This window comes from Streptomyces sp. ID05-26A, assembly GCF_033794685.1.
Lineage (GTDB): Bacteria > Actinomycetota > Actinomycetes > Mycobacteriales > Pseudonocardiaceae > Lentzea.
Map to the genome: position 1 here is coordinate 900,892 of NZ_JARAYZ010000001.1, position 24,052 is coordinate 924,943.

General features: G+C 68.8%; 25 protein-coding genes. 10 read left to right on the plus strand and 15 right to left on the minus strand.

What is annotated here, in order from left to right; translation table 11 throughout:
- The first annotated feature begins 16 nt into the window (after positions 1-16).
- Positions 17-553 carry an NUDIX domain-containing protein gene (locus PV646_RS04410; RefSeq protein WP_500340157.1) on the plus strand — a complete coding sequence of 179 codons (537 nt, stop codon included), beginning with the start codon at positions 17-19 and terminating at the stop codon, positions 551-553.
- Here PV646_RS04410 and PV646_RS04415 read toward each other — a convergent pair.
- Positions 544-1,461, minus strand: coding sequence for a GlxA family transcriptional regulator (locus PV646_RS04415; protein ID WP_500340158.1), 918 nt, complete (start codon positions 1,459-1,461; stop codon positions 544-546). The two genes, PV646_RS04410 and PV646_RS04415, sit on opposite strands and share 10 nt — an antisense overlap.
- Before the next feature lie 110 nt (positions 1,462-1,571).
- Between PV646_RS04415 and PV646_RS04420 the strand changes: the two genes are divergently transcribed.
- Positions 1,572-2,150 carry a DJ-1/PfpI family protein gene (locus PV646_RS04420; protein ID WP_500340159.1) on the plus strand — a complete coding sequence of 193 codons (579 nt, stop codon included), beginning with the start codon at positions 1,572-1,574 and terminating at the stop codon, positions 2,148-2,150.
- Positions 2,147-2,554, plus strand: coding sequence for a hypothetical protein (locus PV646_RS04425; RefSeq protein WP_500340160.1), 408 nt, complete (start codon positions 2,147-2,149; stop codon positions 2,552-2,554). Before PV646_RS04420 ends, PV646_RS04425 begins: the two co-directional genes overlap by 4 nt.
- Here the strand turns inward: PV646_RS04425 and PV646_RS04430 are convergent.
- Positions 2,551-3,249, minus strand: a complete 699-nt coding sequence (locus PV646_RS04430; protein ID WP_500340161.1) for an SDR family oxidoreductase — start codon at positions 3,247-3,249, stop codon at positions 2,551-2,553. The two genes, PV646_RS04425 and PV646_RS04430, sit on opposite strands and share 4 nt — an antisense overlap.
- Before the next feature lie 102 nt (positions 3,250-3,351).
- On the opposite strand from PV646_RS04430, the gene PV646_RS04435 reads away from it, so the two are divergent.
- A complete protein-coding gene (locus PV646_RS04435; RefSeq protein WP_500340162.1) occupies positions 3,352-4,206 on the plus strand; it encodes a helix-turn-helix transcriptional regulator in 855 nt (284 codons plus the stop codon).
- Here the strand turns inward: PV646_RS04435 and PV646_RS04440 are convergent.
- Both PV646_RS04440 and PV646_RS04445 read right to left on the minus strand, forming a co-directional pair.
- A complete protein-coding gene (locus PV646_RS04440; protein WP_500340163.1) occupies positions 4,121-4,879 on the minus strand; it encodes an enoyl-CoA hydratase-related protein in 759 nt (252 codons plus the stop codon). The genes PV646_RS04435 and PV646_RS04440 overlap by 86 nt on opposite strands.
- Before the next feature lie 17 nt (positions 4,880-4,896).
- The gene (locus tag PV646_RS04445) at positions 4,897-6,891 is read right to left on the minus strand and encodes a protein meaA (RefSeq protein ID WP_500340164.1); all 1,995 of its coding nucleotides are present in this window, start codon (positions 6,889-6,891) and stop codon (positions 4,897-4,899) included.
- A gap of 103 nt (positions 6,892-6,994) precedes the next feature.
- Here PV646_RS04445 and PV646_RS04450 point away from each other — a divergent pair, with 103 nt between their 5' ends.
- The gene (locus PV646_RS04450) at positions 6,995-7,282 is read left to right on the plus strand and encodes a hypothetical protein (RefSeq protein ID WP_500340165.1); all 288 of its coding nucleotides are present in this window, start codon (positions 6,995-6,997) and stop codon (positions 7,280-7,282) included.
- Here the strand turns inward: PV646_RS04450 and murA are convergent.
- The gene (gene murA / locus PV646_RS04455) at positions 7,272-8,537 is read right to left on the minus strand and encodes a UDP-N-acetylglucosamine 1-carboxyvinyltransferase (protein WP_500340166.1); all 1,266 of its coding nucleotides are present in this window, start codon (positions 8,535-8,537) and stop codon (positions 7,272-7,274) included. The two genes, PV646_RS04450 and murA, sit on opposite strands and share 11 nt — an antisense overlap.
- A 35-nt stretch (positions 8,538-8,572) precedes the next feature.
- On the opposite strand from murA, the gene PV646_RS04460 reads away from it, so the two are divergent.
- Positions 8,573-9,145, plus strand: coding sequence for a cob(I)yrinic acid a,c-diamide adenosyltransferase (locus tag PV646_RS04460; protein ID WP_500340167.1), 573 nt, complete (start codon positions 8,573-8,575; stop codon positions 9,143-9,145).
- Positions 9,146-9,197: 52 nt separating this feature from the next.
- Here the strand turns inward: PV646_RS04460 and PV646_RS04465 are convergent, their stop codons facing one another.
- On the minus strand, positions 9,198-9,590 hold the full coding sequence (locus tag PV646_RS04465; protein ID WP_500340168.1) for a DUF2550 domain-containing protein: 393 nt from the start codon (positions 9,588-9,590) through the stop codon (positions 9,198-9,200).
- Between the two features lie 61 nt (positions 9,591-9,651).
- Positions 9,652-10,008: a F0F1 ATP synthase subunit epsilon gene (locus tag PV646_RS04470; RefSeq protein ID WP_166044914.1), complete on the minus strand. Its 357-nt coding sequence runs from the start codon at positions 10,006-10,008 to the stop codon at positions 9,652-9,654.
- Positions 10,009-10,123: 115 nt separating this feature from the next.
- Between PV646_RS04470 and PV646_RS04475 the strand changes: the two genes are divergently transcribed.
- The 3 genes from PV646_RS04475 (at position 10,124) to PV646_RS04485 (ending at position 12,753) form a co-directional block, all read left to right on the plus strand.
- Positions 10,124-10,612 carry a SigE family RNA polymerase sigma factor gene (locus tag PV646_RS04475; RefSeq protein WP_500340169.1) on the plus strand — a complete coding sequence of 163 codons (489 nt, stop codon included), beginning with the start codon at positions 10,124-10,126 and terminating at the stop codon, positions 10,610-10,612.
- A complete protein-coding gene (locus PV646_RS04480; RefSeq protein ID WP_500340170.1) occupies positions 10,603-11,841 on the plus strand; it encodes a hypothetical protein in 1,239 nt (412 codons plus the stop codon). Before PV646_RS04475 ends, PV646_RS04480 begins: the two co-directional genes overlap by 10 nt.
- Positions 11,842-11,888: 47 nt before the next feature.
- Positions 11,889-12,753 (plus strand): IS5 family transposase gene (locus tag PV646_RS04485; protein ID WP_500342266.1). Its coding sequence is split into 2 segments (ribosomal slippage): positions 11,889-12,239 and positions 12,241-12,753, totalling 864 coding nucleotides; the frame shifts between segments, so codons are not numbered across the junction.
- Positions 12,754-12,768: 15 nt separating this feature from the next.
- Here PV646_RS04485 and PV646_RS04490 read toward each other — a convergent pair.
- Positions 12,769-13,743, minus strand: coding sequence for a hypothetical protein (locus tag PV646_RS04490; protein WP_500340172.1), 975 nt, complete (start codon positions 13,741-13,743; stop codon positions 12,769-12,771).
- A 127-nt stretch (positions 13,744-13,870) separates the two neighbouring features.
- On the opposite strand from PV646_RS04490, the gene PV646_RS04495 reads away from it, so the two are divergent.
- Entirely contained in the window at positions 13,871-14,404 is a 534-nt protein-coding gene (locus tag PV646_RS04495) for a DinB family protein (protein ID WP_500340173.1), read from the plus strand.
- Between the two features lie 131 nt (positions 14,405-14,535).
- Here the strand turns inward: PV646_RS04495 and PV646_RS04500 are convergent, their stop codons facing one another.
- The 7 genes from PV646_RS04500 to PV646_RS04530 form a co-directional block, all read right to left on the minus strand.
- A complete protein-coding gene (locus PV646_RS04500) occupies positions 14,536-16,263 on the minus strand; it encodes an ABC transporter ATP-binding protein (RefSeq protein ID WP_500340174.1) in 1,728 nt (575 codons plus the stop codon).
- Positions 16,260-17,765, minus strand: a complete 1,506-nt coding sequence (locus PV646_RS04505; protein WP_500340175.1) for an ABC transporter transmembrane domain-containing protein — start codon at positions 17,763-17,765, stop codon at positions 16,260-16,262. Before PV646_RS04505 ends, PV646_RS04500 begins: the two co-directional genes overlap by 4 nt.
- Positions 17,766-17,780: 15 nt before the next feature.
- Positions 17,781-18,947, minus strand: coding sequence for an MFS transporter (locus tag PV646_RS04510; RefSeq protein ID WP_500340176.1), 1,167 nt, complete (start codon positions 18,945-18,947; stop codon positions 17,781-17,783).
- A 225-nt stretch (positions 18,948-19,172) separates the two neighbouring features.
- Positions 19,173-20,600, minus strand: a complete 1,428-nt coding sequence (gene atpD / locus PV646_RS04515) for a F0F1 ATP synthase subunit beta (RefSeq protein ID WP_500340177.1) — start codon at positions 20,598-20,600, stop codon at positions 19,173-19,175.
- A 1-nt stretch (position 20,601) separates the two neighbouring features.
- Positions 20,602-21,516 (minus strand): F0F1 ATP synthase subunit gamma, encoded by a 915-nt coding sequence (locus PV646_RS04520; protein WP_500340178.1) that lies wholly within the window; start codon positions 21,514-21,516, stop codon positions 20,602-20,604.
- Between the two features lie 8 nt (positions 21,517-21,524).
- Positions 21,525-23,171, minus strand: a complete 1,647-nt coding sequence (gene atpA / locus PV646_RS04525; protein ID WP_500340179.1) for a F0F1 ATP synthase subunit alpha — start codon at positions 23,169-23,171, stop codon at positions 21,525-21,527.
- 46 nt (positions 23,172-23,217) lie between these two features.
- On the minus strand, positions 23,218-24,045 hold the full coding sequence (locus tag PV646_RS04530) for a F0F1 ATP synthase subunit delta (RefSeq protein WP_500340180.1): 828 nt from the start codon (positions 24,043-24,045) through the stop codon (positions 23,218-23,220).
- Positions 24,046-24,052: the final 7 nt, after the last annotated feature.

Sequence of the window (24,052 nt, forward strand, 5' to 3'; positions counted from 1 at the left end):
AGGTACGGTCCGTGGCGTGGAAAGCCTCGGCACCCGTCAGGTGTACGCAAACCCGTGGATGACCGTTCGCGAGGACGAGATCCAGCGCGCGGACGGTTCGAGCGGCATCTACGGCGTGGTCGACAAGCCCGACTTCGCGCTGATCATCCCGCTCGACGGTGAACGGCTGCGGCTCGTCGAACAGTTCCGCTACCCGATCGGCCTGCGCCGCTGGGAGTTCCCCCAGGGCACGGCGCCCGACCGCGCCGACACCGGCCCGTTGCAGCTCGCCGCCCGCGAGCTGCGCGAGGAGACGGGGCTGCGCGCCGGCAAGATGGTCGAACTCGGCCTGCTCGACGTCGCGCCCGGCATGTCGTCGCAGCGCGGCCGGGTGTTCCTCGCGACCAACCTCACCGAGGGCTTCCACGAACGGGAGCACGAGGAGCAGGACATGCGCTCGCGGTGGTTCCCGCGTGCCGAGTTCGAGTCGATGATCGCGAAGGGCGAGATCACCGACGCCCAGTCGATCGCCGCGTACACGTTCTTGCTGCTGCACGAGCACTCTCAGCCCTGAAAGGCCGCCCGGTAGCTCTGCGGTGAGGTGCCGGCGATCCGCTTGAACCTGTCGCGGAACGCCGTCGCCGACCCGAAGCCGACTCGGCTCGCGATCAGCTCGACGGGGTCCCTGGTCGTTTCGAGCAGGTGCTGGGCCTGCCTGACGCGCGCCCGGTGCAGCCACTGCAACGGCGTCGTGCCGGTCTGCTCGCGGAACCGCCGGTTCAACGTCCGAGTGCTCATGCCCGCCTGTTTGGCCAGGTCCTCCAGCGTCAGCTCGCTCGACGCGTTGGCGTCCATCCACAGCAGCAGGGGTTCGAGCTCCGCTCCCTGAGGCGCCACCGGCGGCGTCACGATGAACTGCGCCTGCCCGCCCTCCCGTTCCAGCGGCATCACGGCGAACCGCGCCGCGTCGGCCGCCACCGCGGACCCGTGGTCGCGCCGGATCATGTGCAGGCACAGGTCGAGGCCCGCCGCGGCACCGGCGGACGTCAGGAACTGGCCGTTGTCGACGTAGAGCACGTCCGGGTCGACGTCCAGGGCCGGGAACCGCGCCGCCAGCTCCTCCGCGCCCAGCCAGTGCGTGGTCACCCGGAGCCCGTCCAGCAACCCGGTCTCGGCGAACACGAAGGCGCCCGTGCAGATCGACGCGATCCGGGCGCCCCGGGCCGCGGCCTGCCACAGCGCCTCGACCAACGGCCGGGGCACCACCATCGCCGGATCGTGCCCCGGCAGGACGATGGTGTCTACTTCGGACAGCAACTCCAAGCCGTGCGGGACCTTGATCTCGAAACAGCCCGCGTCGACCGTCCTCTTCGGACCGCAGACCCGCACGCGGTACCGGCCGACCCAGTTGAACGCGTCCACCGGCGTCGCGAAGTCGAACGGGACGACGCTGTCCATCGCTACCACTGCCACCTCGTGCACGTCCACCACCGTAGCTGGCGAGAATCCGTTGGAACATGGCATTCCAGCCAGTTCTCGACGGGATCCCGCCCTCCTACGGTTTTGATCACCGACGCGAGGGAGCAGGTGCTGTGAAAACTCAAGTGGTGTTGTTCGACGGCTTCGACCCGTTGGACGTGATCGGCCCGTACGAGACGTTGACCGCGGGCGGGGTCCAGGCCGAACTGGTGACGGTCGAGGGACCACGCGAGGTTCCGGCCGGCCTGAACCTGTTGTCCCTCAAGGCCACGGCTCAGCTCGACCCCGCTACGGACCTCATCGTCGTGCCCGGCGCGGCGGCCCTCCAGGACGAGGAGACGTTCGCGCTGCTCAGCGCGGGCGCCGCCACGCTCGGACCCGCGCTCAGGGAGACCAGCGCGCTCCTCGCCACGGTGTGCGGAGGTTCGTTGCTGCTGGGCATCGCCGGCCTGATCAAGGGCCGCAACGCCACCACGAACCACCTCGGTCTGCACGCGCTGGAGTCCATGGGCGTGAACGCGGTCCGCGCCCGCCTCGTCGACGACGGCGACCTGGTCAGCGCCGCCGGTGTCACGTCGGGCGTCGACCTCGGCCTCTACCTGCTCGAACGCGAGATCGGCGCCCAGCAGGCCCTGCGGGTCGAGACGCTGTTCGCCCACGAACGCCGCGGCACGGTCTGGAGCGCGGCGTGAGCAAGTTCTTCCTCTCGCTGCACGTCCTGGCGGCGATCATCGCGATCGGCCCGGTCACCGTCGCGGCCAGCATGTTCCCGAAGGCCGTGACCACGGCCGGCAACCCCGAACTCCTGCACCGGATCTGCCGCGTCTACGCGCTCATCGGCATCTCGGTGCCGGTCTTCGGGTTCGCGACGGCGGGCGTGATGGGCGTGACCGGCCACCCCTGGGTGATCGTGTCGATCGCGCTCACCACCGCCGCCGCGTTCGTGCTGGCCCTCAAGATCCTTCCCGGTCAGGAGAAGGCGTTGAAGACCAAGGACGTCAAGCAACTGGCCATGTACACGGGGATCTTCAACCTGCTGTGGGCGACCGTGACCGTGCTGATGATCCTCCGGCCGGGCTCGACGACCGGCGCCTAACGCTGCGCCACCGGTCGCACGACGATCTCGTTGACGTCGACGGACTCGGGCTGCGAGATCGCGTACGCGATGGCGTCACCGATGGCGGACGCCGGCAGCGCGATCTTGCGGAAGTCCTCCATCAACTCCGCGGCGAAGTCCTCGGTGATGGTGTCCGCCAACTCGGACTCCGTGACACCGGGCGAGATCACGGTGACGCGCACGTCGTCGCGTTCCTGCCGCAACCCCTCGGAGATCGCCCACACGGCGTACTTCGTCGCGCAGTACACGGCGGCGGTCGGCATGACCATGTGCGCGCCGATCGAGGCGACGTTCACGACGTGCCCACCACTCGCGAACCGGGGCAGCACGGCGGCGATGCCGTACAGCACGCCCTTGATGTTCACGTCCACCATGCGGTCCCACTCGTCGACCTTCAACGAGTCCATGAGGGACAACGGCATCACGCCCGCGTTGTTCACGAGCACGTCGACCCGTCCGTACCGCTCGACCGCAGCATCCACAAAGGACTGGAACGACTCACGCGACGTCACGTCCAGTGGCGCATACCCACCACCGATCTCTGATGCCAACGCCGCCAGCCGGTCCTCACGCCGTGCCCCGAGGAACACCTGATGTCCTGCCGCTGCCAGCACACGGGCCGTGGCCTCACCGATACCGCTGGAAGCTCCACTGATCAACACGACTTTGCTCATGGCCACAACACTCGCCGGGCAGAACGGTCCCAACCAGGACACCTTCTCCCTAGGAGTGCCACACCCAGGCAGACGACGACCACTCCGAATATCCTCGGAACCGTGCTCGGCGAGTTCCTGAAGGCCCACCGCGCCCGCGTCGACCCCCAGGACGCGGGCCTGCCGAGCCACACCCAGCGCAAGGTCAAGGGCCTGCGGCGGGAAGAGGTCGCGGTGCTCGCCGGCGTCAGCGCGGACTACTACGCCCGCCTCGAACAGGGCCGCGAGACCAACCCGTCAGCGCAGGTCCTCGACGCCCTCAGCCGGGCGCTGCACCTCGACACGGACGCCCGCGCGCACCTGCACCGGCTGGCCGGGGTCGTCTCGGACGAGGGCCACACCAGCGACAAGGTCAGTCCCGAGCTGCGACGGCTCATGAGCGGCATGCACGACATGCCAGCATTCGTGATGAACGGGTTCCTGGACATGCTGGCCTCGAACGCACTGGCCGACGCCCTCTACGAGCCCTTCACCCCCGCCGACAACGCGGCCAGGATGACGTTCCTCGACCCGGTGGCCGCGAGCTTCTACCCGCGCTGGAACTGGGTCGCGCAGAGCACCGTCGCGCACCTGCGGCAGACCGCGGACCCGAAGTCCGCGCGCCTCAGGCAGATGGTCGCGGAACTGAACCAGAACCCGGTCTTCAAGGAACTCTGGGAGCACCACGAGGTGCGCGGAAAGACCCAGGACGCCAAGGAGTTCGTGCATCCCGCGGTCGGCCCGCTCAAGCTGAGCTACCACTCGTTCGACGTGCGCGAGGCACCCGGCCAGTTCCTGGTGGTCTACCAGGCGGAGCCGGGCCCGAACGCCGACGCGCTGAGGCTCCTCGCGACTAGTCGGGCCACACGGGCGGCCGCTTCTCCAGGAACGACGCCCGTCCCTCTTTGGCTGACGGGGACTGCGAGGTCTCGGCCATGACCGACAGCGCGATCTCGTAGCCGTCCGCCTCGGGCCGGTCGAGCTGCGCGTAGACCGTCCGCTTGCCGATGGCCTTGGACGCACGACTCCCCCGCGTGGCACGGGCCAGCAGATCGTCGACCTCAGCGTCCAACCGGTCCGAGGGCACGGCCCGGTTGATCAGTCCCCACTCCACCGCGGTGGCCGCGTCGATCACGTCGCCGGTCAGCACCAGCTCCATCAACCGCTTGCGCCCGATCGACCGCGCCACCGGCACCGCGGGCGTGTGGCAGAACCAGCCGGCCTTGCCACCGGGCAACGAGAACCCGGCCGTGTCCGACGCCACCGCGAGATCACATGACGCCACCAACTGACACCCGGCAGCCGTTGCCAACCCCTGCACCCGTGCGATCACCACCTGCGGTGCGGACTGGATGGTCTTCATCAGCACGGTGCACAGCTCCAGCAGCAGCCGCACGCCTTCCTCGTCACGCGCGTGCACGTCCGCGAAGTCGTGCCCGGCGGAGAACACCGGCCCGTCGGCGGCCAGCACGATGCCGGCCGCGTCCGACGCGCGCACCTCGCGGAACGCGTCCAGCAACTCGCTCAGGTGCTCGGCGGACAGCGCGTTGCGCTTGGCCGCGCGGTTCATCGTGATCCGGACTACCGACCCGTCCCGCGCAACGTCGACCATGCCGCGACAGTAAGGCCCTAGCCGAGCTCGCGCACCTCTCGGATCACGGTGACGATCTCGTCCATGATCTCGGTCAGCTCGTAGTCCTTGGGCGTGAACACCCGCGCCACACCACGCTCGCGCAGCTTCGCGGCGTCGTCCGGCGGGATGATGCCGCCGACGATCACCGGGATGTCCCCGGCACCGGCCGCGCGCAGGCCGTCGACCACCGCGGGCACCACTTCGAGGTGCGAGCCGGACAGGATCGAGAGGCCCACGACGTGCACGTCCTCCTGCACGGCCGCCGAGACGATCTGCGACGGCGTGAGGCGGATGCCCTGGTAGACGACCTCGAAGCCGACGTCGCGGGCGCGCACGGCGACCTGCTCGGCGCCGTTGGAGTGGCCGTCGAGGCCCGGCTTGCCGACGAGCATCCGCAGGCGCTCGCCCAGTTCCTCGCCGGTGGCACGCACGCGGTCGCGGACGCGGGCGATCTCCGAGCCCGCCTCGCCCGACGCGGAGGCGCCGGAAACGCCTGTGGGGGCACGGTATTCGCCGAACGTCTCACGCAACGCCTGCGACCATTCGCCCGTCGTCACACCGGCGCGCGCACAGGCCAGCGTCACCTCCACGAGGTTCTGGTCTGTCTTCGCGGCTTCGCGCAGTGCGTCCAGAGATGCTTCGACAGCTGCGTTGTCACGGGAGGCGCGCCACTGCTGGATGGCTTCCACGGCGTGCAGTTCGACGATCGGGTCGATGGTCTCGATCGCGTTCGCGCCCTCGGCCTGCAGCGGCGACGGCTCGGTCGTGTCGAACTTGTTGACGCCCACCACGATGTCCTCGCCCGCCTCGACGCGGCGGCGGCGATCTGCCAGTGAGGACACCAGGTTCGACTTCATGTAGCCGGACTCGACGGCCGCGACGGCACCGCCCATCGCCTGCACGCGGTCGATCTCCTCGCGAGCACCGGCGAGGATCTCGCTGACCTTGGCCTCGATGACCGGTGAGCCGTCGAAGATGTCCGCGTACTCCAGCAGGTCCGTCTCGTAGGCGAGGACCTGCTGCATGCGCAACGCCCACTGCTGGTCCCACGGGCGCGGCAGGCCGAGGGCCTCGTTCCACGCGGGAAGCTGGATGGCACGCGCACGGGCGTTGCGGGACAACGAGACCGCGAGCATCTCCAGCACGATGCGCTGAACGTTGTTCTCCGGCTGCGCCTCGGTCAAGCCCAGCGAGTTGACCTGCACGCCGTAGCGGAACCGGCGGTGCTTCGGGTTCTCGACGCCGTAGCGCTCCAGCGTGATCTCGTCCCACAACTGGGAGAACGCACGCATCTTGCACATCTCCTCGATGAACCGCACACCGGCGTTCACGAAGAAGGAGATGCGAGCGACGACCTCACCGAACTTCTCCTGCGGCACCTGACCGGAGTCGCGCACCGAGTCGAGGACGGCGATCGCCGTGCACATCGCGTACGCGACCTCCTGTGCCGGCGTCGCGCCGACCTCCTGGAGGTGGTAACTGCAGATGTTGATCGGGTTCCACTTCGGCACGTTCGTCACGGTCCACGCGACCATGTCGGTGATCAGCCTCAACGAGGGTCCCGGCGGGAACACGTACGTGCCGCGGGACAGGTACTCCTTGATGATGTCGTTCTGCGTGGTGCCGGCCAGCGCCGACGGGTCCGCGCCCTGTTCCTCGGCCACGGTGACGTACATGGCGAGCAGCCACATGGCCGTCGCGTTGATCGTCATCGACGTGTTGGCGCCGGCGAGCGGGATCTGGTCGAAGAGCTGCCGCATGTCGCCGATGTGGCTGATGGGCACACCGACCTTGCCGACCTCGCCCTTCGCGAGCTCGTCGTCGGGGTCGTAACCGGTCTGCGTCGGCAGGTCGAACGCCACCGACAGCCCAGTCTGCCCCTTGGACAGATTCCGGCGGTACAGCGCGTTGGAAGCCGCGGCCGAAGAATGACCCGCGTAGGTCCGCATCACCCAGGGGCGGTCGCGTTCCCGGTCGGCTGGGTACGGCACAGCAACCTCCCACATCGTCGTTCCACGGAGCGTACTGGCCGGTAACCATTGCTGCGCGTGCGCTTGCTCACTGAATCGAGACCAGAAAGAGCATGATGAGGAGGTGACGGGCTTCTACCAGACAGGGATCGTGTTCGGGGTTCTCGGCCTGCTGGCTCTGGTGTTGCGGTACTTCGCGGGCAACGACAGGCGGGCCGTGCCGGATCTGGACGGCACGGACTTCGGGTTGCTCAGCGAGGTCGCGGTCGTGCCCACGGAAGAGGCCGCGAACGTCCTCGTGCAGAAGCTGAAGCGCAACGGCGTGCGCGCCACGCGCTCGCGACACGCGCCGTACCAGGTGATGGTGTTCCCGGCGGACGTCCCGAACGCGCGGCTCGTGCTCAGGAGCTGACGCGCTCCACGTCGGCGCCGAGCTTGCGGAGGTTCTCCACGAACCCGGGGTACCCGCGCTCGATGTGGAAGATCTCGTAGACCTCGGTGGCCCCGTCAGCGCACAGACCAGCGAGAACGAGTCCGGCACCAGCGCGGATGTCCGACGCCCACACCGGCGCGCTCGACAGCGTCTCGATGCCGCGGATCACGGCGTGGTGGCCGTCCGTGCGCGCGTCGGCCCCGAGCCGGATCATCTCGTCGATGAACCGGAACCGGGACTCGAACAGGTTCTCGGTGATCATCGCGGTGCCCTCGGAGACCGTGGACAGCGCGATCGCGAACGGCTGGTTGTCCGTGGCGAAACCGGGGTACGGCAGCGTCACGAAGTCGACGGCCTTGGGCCGCCCCTCCATGACCACGCGGAACCCCTCGTCCTCGCCCTCGTAGACGGTGACCTCGGCGCCGGCCATGCGCAGCTTCTCGAGCACCAGGTCGAGGTGGTGCGGGTTCACGCCGCGCACCCGCACGTCACCGCGCGTCATGACAGCGGCGAAACCCCAGGTGGCGCCCACGATCCGGTCGCCGATGACGCGGTGCTCGGTCGGCTTGAGCTCGGTGACGCCGTGCACGGTCAGCGTGGACGTGCCGGCGCCCTCGACCTTCGCGCCCATCTGGTTGAGCATCAGGCAGAGGTCGACGATCTCGGGCTCGCGCGCGGCGTTGTCGATGACCGTCGTGCCGGTGGCCAGCACGGCCGCCATCAGGATGTTCTCGGTGGCACCCATGCTCGGGAAGTCGAGCCAGATCTGCGTGCCGTGCAGCCCCTCGGCCTCGGCGACGATGCACCCGTGCTCGATCCACGTGGTCGCACCGAGCTTCTCGAGCCCGCTCTGGTGCATGTCCAACGGCCGCGAGCCGATCGCGTCACCACCCGGCAGCGCCACGACGGCACGCTTGCAGCGCCCGACGAGCGGCCCGAGGACGCAGATGGAGGCACGGAGCTTGCCCATCGCCTCGGAGTCGGCCCGGTGGCTCAGCTCGGCGGGCGTCGTGATCCTCGCCACGTCGTCCTCGAGCTCGACCTCACACCCGAGGCTGCGCAACGCGTCCGCCATCAGCGGCACGTCGAGGATGTCCGGGCAGTTGGTGATGGTCGTCGTGCCCTCGGCCAGCAGGGCAGCGGCCATCAGTTTGAGCACGCTGTTCTTGGCGCCGACGACATCAACTTCGCCGACCAGCCTTGCGCCACCGTGTACCCGGAAATGCTCGCTCACGCGGCAATCCTACGTACGGCCTTAAAGTGCCAGCCATGGCGGTACATCTCACCAAGATCTACACGCGGGTCGGCGACGACGGCACGACCGGCCTCGGCGACTTCTCCCGCGTCCCGAAGACCTCACCACGCATCGAGGCCTACGCGGACGTGGACGAGACGAACGCGTCCCTCGGCGTCGCTCTGGCCCTGGGAAACCTGGCCCCGGACGTCTTCGAGGTGGTGCGCAAGGTCCAGAACGACCTCTTCGACGTCGGAGCGGACCTCTGCACCCCGATCGTCCCCGACCCGAAGTACCCGCCGCTGCGCGTGACCCAGGCCTACGTGGACCGCCTGGAGGGCTACTGCGACACGTTCAACGAACGCCTGGGCAAGCTCGACTCGTTCATCCTGAACGGAGGCACGCCCGGCGCCGCGTTGCTGCACCAGGCACGCACGATCTCCCGGCGCGCGGAACGGCGGGCGTGGTCGCTGATCGAGGACGACGCCGAGCACACGAACGTGCTCACGGCCAAGTACCTGAACAGGCTGTCCGACCTGCTGTTCATCCTCGCTCGGGTGGCGAACCCCGACGGTGACGTGCTCTGGCAGCCGGGCGAGAACGCCTGAGAACGACGAAGGGCGCGTCCCCCCGAGGGGAACGCGCCCTTCACGTCAGTGATCAGGAAGCCCAGGGTATGGCTCGCCCAGGAGGCGAGGACTCGAGCCAGGACAGGAACCCGGTCAACGCGTCCGGCCCCATGGCGATCTCGACCTCACCGGAAGCGGACCGGCACCGGAGCACCGTCGCCCCCACCGGCATCGCATAGGCCTCCGGCCCGGTGGGCTCCCGCCGGGCGTCGATCTCCAGCCCGTCCCGGGAGATCAGCTCGTTCGGCCCGGACCCGAGCGACAACACCCGGAACCACGCGAACGAATCACCCCGGTAGTGGCCCACGCCCAGGTGCCAGCCACGCCCGCGGTCGTCGAAGACGCTCCGCAACGCGACGTGCACCCCACCCTCACGCAGCAGCCGGATCCGGCGCCAGGCGAAGTAGGTGATGACGATCGCCACCCCAAGAAGGATCAGGCCGGCAATCTCGGTGATCCCCACGGCTGCGGCCTCGTGCCCGGTCTCAGGCCGACTGTTCCACGGCCCGCACGCGCGCTGCCGCACGTGCGCGCTCTGCGTCGTCCGCGTCCTGCAGCGCAGTGCGCGCCGCGTCCACGTCGATCTCGCCCGCGAGCTCGGCGTCCTCGGCGAGAATGGAAACGCCGGTGCCGGTCACGGAGAGGAAGCCACCATGCACGGCGGCGGTGACAAGGCCACCGTCCGTCGTGCGCACGCGCACCACGCCACCCTCGACCAGCTGGCCGAGCACGGGCTCGTGACCGGGCAGGATGCCGATCTCACCCTCGGTGGTCTGCGCCGAAACAGAGGTGGCCTTACCGGACCACAAACGGCGTTCAACGGCGACCAGTTCAACGGTCATCTCGGCCACGCGTATCTCCCTCGTCGTCTGGAGTCGATCTGAGTCTAAACGGTCGCCTGACAACCTTGCCGCCCCGCCCGGTGTCAGTACCTTCGACGGCCGCCGAAGGGGGGACATGCAGGACTTCGAGGACTTCGTGGCGTTGCGTTCGCAGGCATTGCTGCGCACGGCATATCTGCTGTGCGGCGGCGACAAAGGCGCCGCTGAGGACATTCTGCAGGACGTCCTCATGAGCATGTACGGCAAGTGGCGCCGGATCAGGTCCTCACCGGAGGCGTATGCCCGCGCCGGGCTGGCGAACGCGGCCGCGAACCGCTGGCGACGGCGCTCACGCAAACCGGAGGCACCGCTGGAACTGGGGGCGGTACCTACGGCGCGCGGGCACGAGCAGCAGGTGGTCGACGCGGACAGCGTGGTGCGCGCGCTGGCGCAACTGCCGAAGAGGATGCGTGCCGTCCTGGTGCTGCGGTTCTTCGACGACCTCAGCGAGGCCGAGACGGCACGGGCGCTCGGCTGCGGCATCGGCACGGTCAAGAGCCAGACCTCGCGCGGTCTCGCCCGCATGCGGGAACTGATGGGTGAGCAGGTGCTGACGTGGAACTGAAGCAGGCGATGGAGGCCGCGACGGCGGAGCTCGACGTGCGGCCCGGCTTCGTGGGCGACGTGATGGCGGGGGGACGGCGGATGCGCACGCGCAGACTGGTGGCGGTGACCGCGGCGGCGGCGCTGCTCGCCGGCGTGACGACGGGGGTGGTGCTGACCCGGACGCCGGACCAGCCGGCGGACCCGCGGCTGACGGCGGCGCCGGTCGGTCCGCTCGCCGGCGACGCCGAGTTGACCGCGACCGCGCTGCACCTGTGGACCGAAGCGCAGGCGGACGAGCCGTGGAAGCGGGACGAGCCCGTGGCCGAGGTCTCGTCGAAGCCGAACGTGTTCTGGACCGGGCAGACGCCGACCGGCCCCGCGGCGCTGGTCGCGCAGGAGGTGAAGGTGCTCACCTCCGCGCGCCCCGCGACGCTCGTCGGTCTCGTCGCCGACGGCAAGGTGGTGGACCGCGAGGTCGTGCTCTCGGAGGCCAGGGACCGCGAGGCAGGGCTCTACCGCTTCGGGCCGCTCGGCGACCAGTACGTCGTGCTGACCCTCGGCAAGACGGTGTTCTGGTCGCAGAGCCCGAAGCGCGGCCCCGACCGTCGGCTGACCCGTACGTGGGCCTCCGCGCCCCACGACCAGGACGGCGTGGTCTTCACCGTCGCGCCGGCGGACGAACGCCCTGTGTTCGTGCGCGGCGACGTCACTCCCCGGTCCGACGACTTCACCCAGCCCGCGATCATCAGCGGCGACCTGCAACCGGACCTGCCGTTCGAGCCCCACCCCGGCCTCGGCTGGGAGGGGAACTTCTGCGCCACGGACTCCCCGGAGCAGACCCCCTCGCAGAAGAGGGTGTGGCAGGCCCTGACGATGCAGAAGGTGCGGCAGGAACTGCAGAAACGCGCGGTGCTCGACTACGTCGTCAGCTGGGAGGGGACCACGGACTGGAGCGTCTGCGCGTGGCTGCCCGACGGCCGCTACGCCCTGATGTTCGAGTCGTACGGCGAGCTGTACGGCGCGCTCTACCGGCCGGACGGCACGTTCAGCGCCCCCGTCGTCGGCAGGGCCGTGGCCAAGGGGGACCCGGCGGTGCTGCCGCTGCCCGACGGCCAGGGCACGATCGTCGCCGACTTCAACGCCACCGTCGGCCCCCAGGAGCGCGACCACGCGTGGCTGGCCCCCGCGGGCACCAGGGAGGTCACCGTGCGCCAGAAGGGCGTGCCCAGGGTGATCCAGCTGCCCTAGAGCCTGTCCTGCAAGCCGTTGATCTGGGCATCTGGTACTTGCCTGCGGTGGTTGGTCGCGGTGAGTTGACGGATCGGGCGTGGGCGGCGATCGCGCCGTTGCTGCCGCCGGTGTCGGGTGGTGGGCGGTGGCGTGATCACCGGCAGGTGATCAACGCGATCCTGTGGAAGTCACGAACCGGTGCGCCGTGGCGTGACCTGCCCGAACGGTATGGGCCGTGGAAGACCGCGCACGAACAGCTGCGGTTGTGGACCAAGTACGGCACCTGGGCCCGCGTCCTGGACGAGGTGATCGTCAAGGACGACTCCGTCGGAGATGTCGAGTGGGTGATCAGCGTGGACTCCAGCGTTGTCCGGGCGCATCAACACTCGGCCGGAACCCGGAAAAGAGGGCTACGGCACCGAAGTCGAAGCCCTTGCCGTCGACGGGGAAGGGCTCGCTCGCTCCCGCGGAGGACTGAGCACCAAGATCCACCTCGCGGTCGACGGACGCGGCCTGCCGATGCGCGTGCTGCTCACCGCCGGCCAGGCCGGAGACAACCCGCAGCTGCTGCCGCTGCTCGACGGCATCCGCGTCCGACGTGACGGGCCTGGGCGTCCGCGATCACGACCGCATGTCGTGATCGCGGACAAGGCCTACTCACATCCCTCGACGCGGCAAGCATTACGCCGCCGGAAGATCACGTTCGTCAGTCCGGAACGCACCGACCAGATCGCCCTCCGCGTGAGCAAAGGCGCCCGTGGCGGGCGGCCACCGGCGTTCGATGCCGAGTTGTACAGGCAGCGCAACGTGGTCGAACGATGCTTCAACCGGCTCAAGCAGTTCCACGACCTCGCGACCCGCTACGCCAAGCGAGTTGCCTACTACCAGGCCGAACTCACCATCGCCGCCATCGTGCTCTGGCTCCGATGACGTACAGGACACGCACTAGTCGCAGCTCCAGCGCAGCGGCCCGGCGTTCGACGTGGCGAAGAGCTCGTCGTCGTCACCCACGACGAAGTTCGACGACGCCACGTCGGTGTGGCCGCTCGGCAACGGCAGCTCGGCCTCGAACGTCGTGTTCCGCCAGACGCCCGGCTTGCCCCAGAGCGTCGAGACGTGCCCGGTCACCAGGCCGCCGGCGTTGATGCCGTCGACGTACGCCGCACCCGCGATGGGCGTCACGGCACCGCTGCCGTCCCACAGCAGAGCCTGCGCGCTGGGCGGGTTGCCGACGACCTCGTAGCCGATGACCTTGCCGCCCCGGATGCCCGAGACGAAGCGGGTGTTGCCGGTGGAGGCGAGCGGCGTCACGACTCCGTCGCGCCACAGGGATCCGCCGTTCCCGGACGAGTCCCTCAGCAACACGGTGCCGTCGTCGTCCAGATCGTCGGGGATGCCCCAGGTCCGTTCGATCACCGTGGCCGCGCCTCCCGTGGCGGGCCACAGCAGTCCCACGAGCGCGCCGTCGGCCGTCCTGTCCGCGCCGCCGAGCACGTCACCGCGTTCGTTGAGCGCGACGGGACCGTAGCTCCGGTAGCCCGCGGGAGCGTGCAGTTCGGTGAACGTTCCCGAGGTCCCGTGCGCGTCCGTGTACAGGTATGTCGCGTAGCCGCCGCCTGAGACGAGGGCCAGCAGCAGCACGGTGCCCGAGCTGTTCTCGTCGATCACGTTGAAGAGTTGCACGTTGGGGTCCGGGTGCTTGAGCACGCGCGGCTGCCCGTTGGTCCAGATCACCGGCTCGGTCGTGCGGCCCTGCCCCTGCCGCGGCGAGTCGCCGGAGTAGTTGCCCTTGCTGTCCGTGCCTCTGACGTTCGTGTACTTGGCCTCGTAGCCAGCCGGCACCGGCACTTCCGACACGGCCCACGCGCACGCCGACTGTTCCGCCGCGACGGCGTTCGAGACGGTGAAGGTGGTGCACACCAAGGCAATTGCAGCGACCAGCGCTGATCGACGCATCATGGATTCCCCCAGAATCACGTAGACGACGTGTCCTAACACCTACACCAATCCACGTGCGGAGAACACCCTTTGTACCCAAAATGACGCGGTGACCACCGAACGTCCCAGCCCGCCGCTGCAAGCGGGCGAACGCGATACCCTGCGCGCGTTCCTCGACTTCCACCGCGCCACCCTCGCGATGAAGTGCGAAGGACTGTCCGATGAGGACCTTCGCCGCCGCTCGATGCCTCCGTCGACGCTCACGCTGCTCGGCCTCGTCCGGCACATGGCCGAAGTGGAGCGCACCTGGTTCCACAGGGTCATCAACGGCGAGGACGTCACGAACGTCTGGTCGGCCGAGAGCGACTCCCAGGTCGCCTACGACGCCTCGGACTCGACGCGGTCCGCGGCGTTCGCGGCGTGGCAGGCCGAGGTCGAGCACTCGCGCCGGATCGAACGCGAGGCCGAATCCCTTGACGTGAAGGGGTTTCAGCCACGCTGGGATGAGCACGTGTCGCTCAGGCTCGTCCTGCACCACCTGTGCCACGAGTACGCGCGGCACAACGGTCACGCCGACTTCCCGCGCGAGGGGATCGACGGCATGACCGGTGCCCAGGTCGTGTCCTGCGAGTTCATTCGGTGAGAGGCGCGGGCGAGCGCCCGGAGACGGTGCCTCCGCGATGCCCTCATACCGGGCGTATCCGGGCGTTGCGGCGGCACCGTCTCCGGGGCCCTCGGCTGCCACTATCGCCCAATGAACTTGCAAGACAAGGCCTAGCCGTGCCACGAGCGCCAGAGCGTCGCGTAGGTGCCGTCTCTGGCGACCAGGTCGTCGTGCGATCCCAGCTCCACGACCCGCCCCGCGTCGACGACCGCGATCCGGTCGGCGTCGCGTGCGGTCTGCAACCGGTGCGCGATCGCGATCACCGTGCGGTTCTCCCGCACGGCCGCGATCGCGCGCTCCGCGTGTCTGGCCGTCGCCGGGTCGAGCGACGACGTGGCCTCGTCCAGCACCAGCGTGTGCGGATCGGCGACCTCGACGCGAGCGAGCGCCAACTGCTGCGCCTGCGCGGGATCCAGTTCCAGCCCGCCCGCACCGAGTTGTGCGTCCAGGCCTTCGGGCAGGGCCTCGAACCACCGCGCGTCCACGGTGCGCAACGCTTCGAGCAGCCGTTCGTCCGGAGCGTCCGGGGCCGCCATCGCGAGGTTCTCCCGGACGGTGCCGATGAACACGTGATGTTCCTGCGTCACCAGCACGATCCGCTGCTCTCCCGCTGCCGCCAGGTCCGCGACGGGCACTCCACCGACCAGCACGGAGCCCTCCCCCGGCCGGTCGACACCAGCGATCAACCGGCCCAGCGTCGACTTGCCCGCGCCGGAGACACCGACGATCGCCAGTCGTTCTCCCTGCTGCACCACGAGATCCACGCCGTGCAGCACCTCGTGGCCGTCCACATAGGAGTACCGAACCCCGCTCACCTCGATGCGGTCGCCGTCCGGTTCCCCGACGACGGGCGGGGGTTCGACGTGGGCCCCGATGCCCTCGATCCGCGCGAACGACGCACCGCCGCGCTGCAGGAACTCGACCCAGAACAGGATGCGGTCCATCGGCTCCACCAGTCGCCACACCCAGAGCACGGCCGTGACGACGACCTCGATCCGCACACCGTCGGACATGTAGAAGAAGCCACCGACGAGCAGCACCAGCACGGCCGGCAGCACGTTCACGAAGGTGGTCACCGGGAACAGCACGTTCCTGAGCGCGAGCGTCCGCAGCCGCGTCCGGTACGAGCGCGCGATGGCGCTGTCCGCCGCCGCCACCATCCGATCCCTCAGGCCGTACGTCTCGATCGTCCGGCTGCCCTCGCCGACCGCCGCGGACATCTCCGCCACGTCGCCGTTGGCCTCGCTCTCCGCGAGGTACGCCGCACGCGCACGGGCCAGGTACCAGCGCACCACCCACACCACGAACGGCATGCCGACCAGCGAAACGAGGCCGAGCAGCGGGTCCAGCCAGAACACCGCGACGAACACGACCAGGAGGTGCACGGCCCCCGCGAGCAGTTCGGGCACGCCGTCCCGCAACGCCAGGCCGACCGTGCCGACGTCGCTCGTCACGCGGGTGAGCAGATCACCGGCGCTCAGCCTGTCGACCACGCGCGCGGGCAACGCCAGCGTGCGCGTCACCGCCTCCTCGCGCAACGAGGCCAGGAACCGTTCGCCGAGCCGTGCCGTCAGCAGAACGCTGTACCGCACCAGCAACAGGTGCACCACGGCCGCACCGAGCACCCCGAGCGCGAGCTTGTCCACAGTGGACAGCGTCAGCGACCCGGCCTCCGCCCCACCGACGATCTTGCCGAGCAGGTAGGGCCCGACGAGACCCGACAACGCCGAGAGCGCCGTGAGCACGAGCACCACGACCAGCGCGGGCCGCTCACCCCGGAGCAGCCGCCCGGCCGCCTCCCGGACCTCACGACGGCCGGCGATCGGCAACCTGGTCATCGGGTCTCCTCCAGGTGCACGACCTGATCCGCCTGCCCCGCCCACAACGGCGACGCCGACACGACGACGGTGGTCCGCCCCGACCGTCTCTCCCGCACCCGCTTCGCCACGGCCGCCTCGGTCACCGCGTCGAGCGCGGACGTCGGCTCCACCAGCACCAGCAGGTCCGGTTCGCTCAGCAACGCCCGGACGAGCCGCAGACGTTGCCGCTGACCGCCGGACACGTTGCGCCCCTGCGACTCCAGGTGCGAGTCCAGTCCGTCCGGCATCGCCTCCACGACGTCCACGGCGGCCGCCGCGTGCAACGCCGCGTCCAGTTCGGCGTCACTGTGCACGGCAACGGACACCGCCTCCCGCACCGTCCCCGCGAACAGGTAGTCGTCGTTGTCCGCCACCACCCCGGGCAGCCGGTCGACGGACTCCCTGGCCAGCGTCGCGTTCGCCGAGACGACCACGGTCAGCGCCCCGGTCTTGACGTCCAGCGGCCCGGTACCGTCGTCCTTCTCCTCCGGCTGCAACCGGAGGACGTCGATGACCCGCCGCGCCGACACCAGGGCACGCGGGATCGCGTCGGCCCCCTCCATGAAGAAGGCGACCGGCACCGTCAGCGTGGTGACGTACAGGTAGACCGCGACCGTCTCCTCGATCGTGATCGCTCCGGTCACCACCATCCGCGCGACGATCCACGTGACCACGGCGAGGAACAACGCGGGCAGCCCCCACGTCAGCGCCTGCACCCAGCTCAGCCAGGCCGACACCCGGTAGCCGTCCCGGAGAACCTCCCGGGACAGGGTCCGGAACCGCGTCTCGAACGCCGGCTTCCCGCCGATCCCGGACAACACCCGCAACCCGCCCACGATGTCCCCGGCCCGCGAGCTCAACTCCCCCTGCCGCTGCCGGTAGTCGGCCTCGACGGCGTGCAACCGCCGCAACACCGGCCCGGTCACCACGGCGAGCACCGGCACCCCGAGCAACACCACGACGGCGACCAGGGGTGAGATCCGCACCAGCAACACCGCCGTGGCCGCGTACGCGACCACCGCCCCGACCCCGGGCCCGGTACTGGTCAACGCGTGCGCGATCCGCGCCGTGTCCCCGTTCTGCAGGTACGTCAGCTCCCCGGTGGACAGCTTCCGCCGCACCACCCCGCCCAGCCGGGTGACGTGCCGGACCACGACCTGCGCCGTGCGCAACGAGGCGTCGGTCCGCACCAACGTCATCGTGCGGTGCCGAGCGATGAAGACGAGCGCCATCCCGACGGCCACCGCGAGCAGAGCACCGCACCACCCCAGCAACGCACCCCGGTCGCCACCGCGCAGACCGTCCTCGACGGCCCGCGAGATGAGGTACGGCGGCAGGATCAGCAGGCACATCGACAGCGACCCCCACCACGCCCCGGCGAGCACCCGCCGGCGCTGCACGAGCACGAGCCACCACAGGTACCGCCAGGGCGAACGAACGTCAGGCGTCCCGGGGTCGTCGTAAGGAACGTGTAGGGCCATACGACGACCTTGCCATCACCCAGCCGTCCCCACGACCGATTTCGCCTTCAGCCCAATCGCACCAACGGCCGTAGCACCCAACGCAGCTATGAACGCAAACGCGTAGAAGCCCCACGGATGCGCCATCCCAGCCGTGAGCAACGCACCGCCAAGCAACGGCCCACTAATGGCACCCAACCGCCCAATCCCAGCGGCCCACCCGATACCGGTGGCCCGGTTCTCCTCGTAAACCCGCCCCGCATAGGCATAAACGAGCACCTGGGCGCTGAACACGAAACACCCGGCCAAGAACACCGCGACGTAAACCCCGACCCCGGGCAACTTGATGCTCAACAGAGCCAAGAACACCACAGCACCGGCGAACCACCCGATGGCAGCAGGCCGAATCCCGACCCGGTCAGCAACAGCACCGGCGATCACAAGCCCGACCACAGCACCGACGTTGAGCGTCAACAACAACGCCAACGCAGTCCCGAGCTCGTACCCGGCGCTGCGCATGATCTGCGGCAACCAGGTGTTCAACCCGTACACGAGCAACAGCCCCATGAACGAGGCGACCCAGAACGCGACAGTGGCCCGCCGAAGCCCGGGCCGGAACAACGACCCGACAGCCTCCAACGCAGGAGCCCGACGCACCGCGGTCTCAGGCAAGTACTTGACCATCAAGGGAATCAACACCAACGCGGGCAACGCCCCCACGACGAACAGCGACCGCCACCCCACCTGAGGGATGAGCACGATCCCGAGCAACGCCGTGATGACGGCACCCACGTGATACCCGGTCATGATGAGCGTGGTGGCCCGCCCACCCTGCTGGGGCCGAGCCTCGTTGACCAACGCGATAGCGGTGGGCAAACACCCACCGAGCCCAAGCCCGGCAAGAAAGCGCAGCACGCCGAAAGTCGTGGCATCAGGCGCGAACGCACAGGCCAACGTGAACACGGAAAACCCGGCGACGGCAAAAATCATCACCTTGCGCCGACCGACGACATCGGTGATGGTCCCGATCACCAACGCACCGAGCATCATCCCGACCAACCCGGCCGTGGACACAACGCTGGCCGACCCGGTGGTCAGCAACTTCTCCTGCAACAACACAGGAATCACCGTGCCGAGCACCACGAGGTCAAAGCCGTCCAAAAGGACGGCGGTCCAGCAGAGCGGCAACACCCACTTGTTCACAAGCACTCCCTCGCCCCCGACAGCCTTGGCTTGAGCTGCCGTGAATGGTGCGGCGAGACCACCAACAAGGGGAGCCCGATTTCCACTGAACGGAAACCCGAAGCCGAAGAACGGGGAGGCGACCAACCCCGCTGGAACGCGACCACACGCACCCAACCGCACCCCGAAAACCCAAAGGGCCGCTCCTCCACAATGGAGGAACGGCCCCAAGAGTCAGGCAGAAGCTCAGTTACCGGCAAGCTTCTTGGCGTTGGCCTCGACGTCGTCCAACCCGCCGCAGGAGAAGAACGCCTGCTCCGGGAAGTGGTCGAACTCGCCCTTGCAGACCCGGTCGAAGGCCTCGACCGTCTCCTTGATCGGGACGAACGAGCCCTTCTGGCCGGTGAACTTCTCCGCGACGAAGAAGTTCTGGCCGAGGAAGCGCTCGAGACGACGCGCGCGACCGACGAGGACCTTGTCCTCTTCGGACAGCTCGTCCATGCCGAGGATGGCGATGATGTCCTGCAGCTCCTTGTACTTCTGCAGGATCCGCTTCACCTCCTGGGCCACCCGGTAGTGCTCCTCGCCGACGATCGACGGCTCGAGGATTCGAGACGACGACGACAGCGGGTCGACGGCCGGGTAGATGCCCTTCTGGGAGATCGGACGGGAAAGCTCCGTCGTCGCGTCCAGGTGGGCGAAGGTGGTCGCCGGGGCGGGGTCGGTGTAGTCGTCCGCGGGCACGTAGATGGCCTGCAGCGAGGTGATCGACCTACCGCGCGTCGAGGTGATGCGCTCCTGGAGCTCACCCATCTCGTCGGCCAGCGTCGGCTGGTAACCCACGGCGGAAGGCATGCGGCCCAGCAGGGTCGACACCTCGGAACCGGCCTGGGTGAAGCGGAAGATGTTGTCGATGAAGAGCAGCACGTCCTGGTTCTGCACGTCGCGGAAGTACTCCGCCATCGTGAGAGCGGACAGCGCGACGCGCATACGCGTGCCGGGCGGCTCGTCCATCTGACCGAAGACGAGAGCGGTGTCCGGGAGAACACCCATCTCTTCCATCTCGAGGTGGAGGTCCGTGCCCTCACGGGTGCGCTCACCGACGCCGGCGAACACCGACGTACCGGAGAACTCGCGGGCAATACGCGTGATCATCTCCTGGATGAGCACGGTCTTGCCGACACCCGCGCCGCCGAACAGGCCGATCTTGCCACCCTTGACGTACGGGGTGAGCAGGTCGATGACCTTGACGCCGGTCTCGAGGATTTCGGTCTTGCCCTCGAGCTGGTCGAACGACGGAGCCTTGCGGTGGATGCCCCACTGCTCGCCGTCGCGGCCGAGGCCGGGCACGTCGAGGCAGTCACCGAGGGCGTTGAACACGTGGCCCTTGACGACGTCACCGACGGGCACCGAGATGGCCTTGCCGGTGTCGGACACCGGCGCGCCGCGGACCAGACCGTCGGTCGGCTGCATCGAGATGGTGCGGACGAGGTTGTCGCCGAGGTGCTGCGCGACCTCGAGGGTCAGCGTCTTGGCGACGGCCTCGAAAGTGATCTCCACTTTCAGGGCGTTGAACAGCTCGGGCACGGCGTCGCGCGGGAACTCCACGTCGACGACCGCACCGATCACCCGGACCACACGGCCGGTGCGGGTGGTGGTGGCAGTAGCACTCATGTCACTCATCACTTCCTGCGCCACCGGTAAGCGCGGCAGCGCCACCGACGATCTCGCTGATCTCCTGGGTGATCTGGGCCTGACGGGCCGAGTTCGCCGCCCGGCTGAGGTTCCGGACCAGCTCCGTCGCGTTGTCCGTCGCGGCCTTCATGGCCGTACGACGGGCAGCCGACTCCGAAGCCGCCGCCTCCAGCATGGCGGAGAACAGGCGAGTCTTGACGTACTTGGGCAACATCGCGCCCAGCAGCGTCTCCGCGCTCGGCTCGAAGTCGTACACCGCGCGCGGGCCCTTGGGGGTCTCGCCGGTGTACTCGACGTCCATCGGCGCGATCCGCCTGGCGGCCGGCGTCTGGACGAGCATGGACTTGAACTCGGTGTACACGACGTGGATCTCGTCCACGCCCTGCGCGCCGTTCTCCGTGCCCTCCAGGAACGCCTCCACCACCGCGTCACCGGCTTCGACCGCGTTCACGTAGTGCGGGGTCTGCGAGAACCCGCTCCACGCGCCCGTGACCTCGCGGCGGCGGAACTGGTAGTAGCCCTGGCCCTTGCGGCCGGCCACGTACAGCACCGGCTCCTTGCCTTCGGACCGGAGCAGCTGCAGCAGCTGCTCGGCGGCCTTGAGCACGTTGGCGTTGTAACCGCCGCACATGCCCTTGTCGCTCGTGATCACCAGCACTGCGGCGCGCTTCGGGTTCTCGCGTTCCGTCAGCAGCGGGTGGTCGAGGTTCGCCGAGGCCTCGGCCAACGCGGAGAGCACGTTAGTGATCTCTTCCGCGTACGGCCGGGAGGCCGCGACCCTGGTCTGCGCCTTCGCGAGGCGAGACGTCGCGATGAGCTCGTAGGCCTTCGTGATCTTCTTGGTCGAGTTGACCGTTCGGATCCGCTGGCGGAGCTCCCGAATCTGTGCGCCCATGGCTCAGATCACTTCTTGGTCGGCTCGGGCTTGTTGACCTTCACCGATTCCTGGCCGACCTTGTCGGCGTCGAGCGCCTTCTCGGGGGCCTCGTTGACGATGGTCGAGCCGTCCGAAGCGGTGAACTGCTTCTTGAACTCGTTCACGGCGTCGACCACGCGACGCTGGGCGTCGTCACCGAACTGCTTGGTCTCGACGATCGAGCCCAGCAGGTCGGCGTGGTTGCGGCGCAGCGAGTCCTTGAAGTCGGCCACGAAGCGACGGATGTCGGCGACGGGGACGTCGTCCAGGTGGCCCTTGGTCGCGGCGTAGATCTCGACGACCTGCTCCTCGACGGGGACCGGGGAGTACTGGCCCTGCTTGAGCAGCTCGACCAGACGGGCACCGCGGTCCAGCTGGGCGCGCGACGCGGCGTCGAGGTCGGACGCGAACGCGGAGAAGGCCTCCAGCTCGCGGAACTGCGACAGGTCGAGACGCAGCGAGCCCGCGACCGACTTCATCGCCTTGATCTGCGCGGCACCACCGACGCGGGAGACCGAGATACCCACGTTGACGGCCGGACGCACACCGGCGTTGAACAGGTCGGACTCGAGGAAGCACTGACCGTCGGTGATCGAGATGACGTTGGTCGGGATGTACGCCGACACGTCGTTCGCCTTGGTCTCGATGATCGGGAGACCCGTCATCGAGCCGCCGCCCATCTCGTCCGACAGCTTCGCGCAACGCTCGAGGAGACGCGAGTGCAAGTAGAAGACGTCGCCGGGGTAGGCCTCGCGGCCCGGCGGGCGACGCAGCAGCAGCGAGATCGCGCGGTACGCCTCGGCCTGCTTGGTCAGGTCGTCGAAGATGATCAGGACGTGCTTGCCCTGGTACATCCAGTGCTGGCCGATGGAGGAACCGGTGTACGGCGCCAGCCACTTGAAGCCCGCGGAGTCAGAAGCGGGGGCGGCGACGATCGTCGTGTACTCGAGCGCGCCCGCCTCCTCCAGCGCGGTCTTGACGCCCGCGATGGTGGAGCCCTTCTGGCCGATGGCGACGTAGACGCAGCGCACCTGCTGCTTGGGGTCGCCCGACTCCCAGGCCTTCTTCTGGTTGATGATCGTGTCGATGCAGACCGCGGTCTTGCCGGTCTTGCGGTCACCGATGATCAGCTGACGCTGACCGCGGCCGATCGGGGTCATCGCGTCGATGGCCTTGATGCCGGTCTGCATCGGCTCGGACACCGGCTGGCGCTGCAGCACGGAAGCGGCCTGCAGCTCGAGCGCGCGGTTGTCGTCGGCGACGATGTCACCGAGGCCGTCGATCGGCTGGCCCAGCGGGTTGACGACGCGACCGAGGAAGCCGTCGCCGACCGGCACGGACAGGACCTTGCCCGTCCGGCGGACTTCCTGGCCCTCTTCGATCTTGTCGTAGTCACCGAGGATGACCGCACCGATGTTGCGGACCTCGAGGTTCAGGGCGACGCCGAGGACGCCGCCGGGGAACTCGAGCAGCTCGTTGGTCATCGTGCCCGGAAGGCCTTCGACGATGGCGATGCCGTCGTAGGTCTCGGAGACGGTACCGACCTCTTCCCGGCTGACCTCCGGGGAGTAGCTCGAGACGTACTTCTCGATCGCACTGCGGATCTCGTCCGACGAGATCGTCAGCTCCGCCATGTCGTTCCTGCTCTCACTTCTTCGTTCTTGGGAAAGGGCTCGGGGGCTAGCTGGCGAGATTGCGGCGCAGTGCCGCCAACCGGCCGGCGATGCTTCCGTCGATGATCTCGTCGCCGATCTTGATCGTGAGGCCGCCGCCCAGCGAAGGGTCGACCTCCACGTGCAGAGCGATCGGGCGCGAGTAGATCGTGGTCAGCGTCGCGGTCAAGCGGTCGACCTGCTCGGCGGTCAGCTCCACCGCGGACTTCACGTGCGCGACGGAACGCTGACGGCGCTTGGCCGCGAGGTCAGCGAGCTCGGAGAGCCCGTCCGCCACGCGCACTCCGCGCGGGTGACGAACCAGCTGGTCCACCAGCGTCTTGGTGACCGGGCTGACCTTGCCCTCGATCAGGGAGTCGACCAGCACGACCTTGCCGGAGACGTCACCGGCGGGGTCCGCCAGCAACAGCTCGAGCTCGTTCGAACCAGCCACGATGCGGCCGAGGCGGAACAGCTCGTCCTCGGTCGAGTCGAGCTGGCCGTCGCGCTCGGCACGCACCAGCAGCGTGGTGCGGGCGAGCGACTCGACACCGTCGACGAGCTCGCGCGGGCTGGACCAGCGCGAGGTCACGACGGCGACCAGGATCTGCAGCGTCGCGTCGCTCACCTTGCCCGCGAACAGGCCGCGAGCCAGCTGCTCACGACCGGCGGCCTCGGACGAGGCGTCGGCCAGCGAGCCGCGCAGCGTCCGCTGCTCGATCAGCAGGCCGAGCACGGCGAAGAGCTCCTCGCCGAGCTTGGCGAGGTCGTCCGTCGACGTGGTGGCGTCGGCCAGCTCCAGCAGCCGCAGTTCCGCGGCTGCCAGAGCTTCACGACTTGCGGCATGCAACGTCATCGGCTGC

What these genes read in the sequence shown, in the direction of transcription:
- PV646_RS04520 (WP_500340178.1), bottom strand. Translation starts at nt 21,516, where the DNA reads ATGGGCGCACAGATTCGGGAGCTCCGCCAGCGGATCCGAACGGTCAAC.
- PV646_RS04505 (WP_500340175.1), bottom strand. Translation starts at nt 17,765, where the DNA reads ATGGCCCTACACGTTCCTTACGACGACCCCGGGACGCCTGACGTTCGT.
- atpA (WP_500340179.1), bottom strand. Translation starts at nt 23,171, where the DNA reads ATGGCGGAGCTGACGATCTCGTCGGACGAGATCCGCAGTGCGATCGAG.
- PV646_RS04500 (WP_500340174.1), bottom strand. Translation starts at nt 16,263, where the DNA reads ATGACCAGGTTGCCGATCGCCGGCCGTCGTGAGGTCCGGGAGGCGGCC.
- PV646_RS04475 (WP_500340169.1), top strand. Translation starts at nt 10,124, where the DNA reads ATGCAGGACTTCGAGGACTTCGTGGCGTTGCGTTCGCAGGCATTGCTG.
- PV646_RS04530 (WP_500340180.1), bottom strand. Translation starts at nt 24,045, where the DNA reads ATGACGTTGCATGCCGCAAGTCGTGAAGCTCTGGCAGCCGCGGAACTG.
- PV646_RS04470 (WP_166044914.1), bottom strand. Translation starts at nt 10,008, where the DNA reads ATGACCGTTGAACTGGTCGCCGTTGAACGCCGTTTGTGGTCCGGTAAG.
- PV646_RS04460 (WP_500340167.1), top strand. Translation starts at nt 8,573, where the DNA reads ATGGCGGTACATCTCACCAAGATCTACACGCGGGTCGGCGACGACGGC.
- atpD (WP_500340177.1), bottom strand. Translation starts at nt 20,600, where the DNA reads ATGAGTGCTACTGCCACCACCACCCGCACCGGCCGTGTGGTCCGGGTG.
- PV646_RS04430 (WP_500340161.1), bottom strand. Translation starts at nt 3,249, where the DNA reads ATGAGCAAAGTCGTGTTGATCAGTGGAGCTTCCAGCGGTATCGGTGAG.
- PV646_RS04440 (WP_500340163.1), bottom strand. Translation starts at nt 4,879, where the DNA reads ATGGTCGACGTTGCGCGGGACGGGTCGGTAGTCCGGATCACGATGAAC.